A 2,571-nucleotide genomic window follows, 5' to 3' on the forward strand; every position below is an offset into this window, starting at 1 on the left:
TATAAATGTCAACGATAAAATGTACACTTTTGATTGTTTAAGAATGTACACTTTTGTTTTTTAGTACCCCTGCAAGATTTATTCGCAGGGGCACTTAGTGAATCAATCAAATGGACTAATGCCCAAATCAAGCTCAAGAAGTGTTTTCTCTTTTCTTATTGTATCGTTTTCCTTTTCTAATCTTTGAATTTCTATTAATAATCTTTCGATTTTTGTCTTATCATCAATACCTTCTTCGTATGCAGTGCCTTTACGTCTCCACCAGTCAGTAAATTCCCACACATGCTTTTCAGTGACCAGTGCGTTAATCTGTCGTGTATTTGTATTATTTAGCCATTCCTGCACTAATGCTTCATCACATTTTACCTCGTATGAACGAAAATACTTTGTTGCTTCTTTTGCCGTAAATGAGCTCATATTGCTATTTCCTTCCATGTTGTTATTTATCTTTCTTTATAAAGTGATCTTTTAAACGATAAGAATCTCCTGTAATGTTCACCACTGTAGCGTGATGCAGGACGCGATCTAATATCGCATTGGCTATTTTAGTATCCTGGAATACGTCTCCCCAATCTTTAAAATTTGAATTTGTCGTTAAAATCGTACTTTTCTTTTCATATCTCATATCTATGAGTTGAAAAAACAACTTGGCATCTTCTGCATCAATGGGTAAGTAACCAATCTCATCAATAATAAGCAATTTATATTTCGCATAATGTTTTAGTCTAGTCTCTAATCTATTTTCAGTTTGTGCCTTTTTAAGATTCATAATTAAATCATTACACTTAATAAAATACGTACTTGTTCTTTTCTTCGCAGCTGCGATTCCAATCGATGTTGCCAAATGTGTTTTTCCCACTCCACTCGGGCCTAAGAAAACAATATTTTCCTGTAACTCTATAAACCGTAAGGTTGTAAAGTCTAATATTTGTTGTTTATTAATAGATGGCTGAAATTCAAAATCAAAGTCCTTAATTTCTTTTAAATGCGGGAATGCCCCCACTCTAACCATTGATTTCACCATATTGATTTCTTTCATATCAATTTCATAGTCTGTCAGTTTTATTAATGTTTCCGTAAAAGATAGTTGATTCTTTGTCATGAAATCAATCGTTTCATCCAGATGTAAATTCATTTGATTTAATTTCAAATACTCTAGGTTTTCTATTAACTTTGTATAACTACTATTCATTTCTATACACCTCATCAATCGCCTCTAAATTCTTCTTAGCGAGTTCTACAATATCGGTATCCGTCTTATACGGTAGATGTCTAGCTAAAGTCTCCGTATAATGCCCGTCCTTATAATTAATTTTTGATTGCTTAATGAGATGTTCAACAATCAAATCCGTGTTATAATAAATAAAAATATGGTTATCATAAACTTGTAAACCTACTGTTTTTCCTATGTATCCAGCGGGAACTGAATACTGGTTAGACTTGTAGGAAATCATATTAGAAGGATTTACCTTCACACGAATATGATTAATTTTATAGTGATCTCTTATTCTTTCATTTGGTAGTGGAGATAAGAGATCCTTTTCCTTTTTAAAAGCCAATATAGGTATCTTTCCTGACCCCTGATTATAGCTTGAGTTGATTCGATTACATAACTTTTGAACAAATTGATTAAGCTCTTCATAATCAAATTTTCCTTGGTAAGCATGTATCTCATCAATGAATTTCATTGGAGCTTCTACCTTTCCTTTAGTTTTCGGTTTTCCTGCTATACATGGCTTTACTTCAAATCCCATATCTTTTGAAAACTGATAGAAACGTTCATTTACTTTACCTTCAAAGTAATCTGTTCGGGCATCATCCATCACTGTTGCCATATTATCTGTGACAATCTTCTTTGGGACTCCGCCAAATGCTTCAAAACTTTCCGTTAGGAAAGACAACAATACACTCTGGGATTTTGACATGGATAAATGAAATACTCGAAACCTCGAATGTGCTAGTAAAAGCACAGCTACATTCACAAATAATATCTCCCCATCTTTCGTGACATATCGAATATTTTCTTTCCAATCTAGCTGAGCCTGTTCACCAGGTGGGGTTTCAAATCGAATAACCTCCTTCTTTTCGTTCCTTCGTTTTCCTGAATTAAAGTAACTTTGAAACTCCGTTTTTTTTAATATGTAAGCTCTAAATGCTGATTGCGAACATTGTAAACCATGATTATCTGTTAGGTATTGCCATAGAATCCTTTTATAAAAAAATATTTGTTGGGATTCTTCAGACAAAAGTAACGATATGACTTCATAATAATCATCTATTTTCGATTTTCGATCTCGAGAAGTCTTTGGACTATATCCTGCGAGATATTTATCAATCGTCCGCCGATCTACTCCCATATCACGAGCTAATTTACTTTTGTTTACCTTCATCTTTGAACTCTCCATTAGTAGTTTTAATTTTGGCAAATCTGTAAGACTATTAATTTCTATTTCCATGTTTATATTTACTTGGATGTACACAATATCACCTCTAGAATATTATGTGATTATTCATCCAAATTGTACATTCTTAAACAATCATTTCTGTACATTCTTAGACTAGCATTTATAC

3 protein-coding genes are annotated in these 2,571 nt (G+C 32.9%); all 3 read right to left on the reverse strand.

The window, feature by feature from the left end:
• Positions 1–102: 102 nt before the first annotated feature.
• Genes D8M05_RS19825 through istA form a run of 3 tightly spaced genes read right to left on the reverse strand, consistent with a single transcriptional unit; the run spans position 103 to position 2,480 of the window.
• Positions 103–417 (reverse strand): hypothetical protein, encoded by a 315-nt coding sequence (locus D8M05_RS19825; RefSeq protein WP_121134830.1) that lies wholly within the window; start codon positions 415–417, stop codon positions 103–105.
• Positions 418–439: 22 nt separating this feature from the next.
• Positions 440–1,192, reverse strand: a complete 753-nt coding sequence (gene istB, locus D8M05_RS19830) for an IS21-like element helper ATPase IstB (RefSeq protein WP_121134832.1) — start codon at positions 1,190–1,192, stop codon at positions 440–442.
• The gene (gene istA / locus D8M05_RS19835; protein ID WP_121134833.1) at positions 1,185–2,480 is read right to left on the reverse strand and encodes an IS21 family transposase; all 1,296 of its coding nucleotides are present in this window, start codon (positions 2,478–2,480) and stop codon (positions 1,185–1,187) included. The genes istB and istA overlap by 8 nt, the downstream gene beginning before the upstream one ends.
• Positions 2,481–2,571 lie beyond the last annotated feature (91 nt).

This window comes from Oceanobacillus bengalensis, assembly GCF_003628445.1.
Taxonomy (GTDB): Bacteria; Bacillota; Bacilli; order Bacillales; family Amphibacillaceae; genus Oceanobacillus; species Oceanobacillus bengalensis.

Bases quoted from the DNA above. Each gene is read 5' to 3' on its own strand.
- D8M05_RS19825 (WP_121134830.1), bottom strand. From the start codon at position 417: ATGAGCTCATTTACGGCAAAAGAAGCAACAAAGTATTTTCGTTCATAC.
- istB (WP_121134832.1), bottom strand. From the start codon at position 1,192: ATGAATAGTAGTTATACAAAGTTAATAGAAAACCTAGAGTATTTGAAA.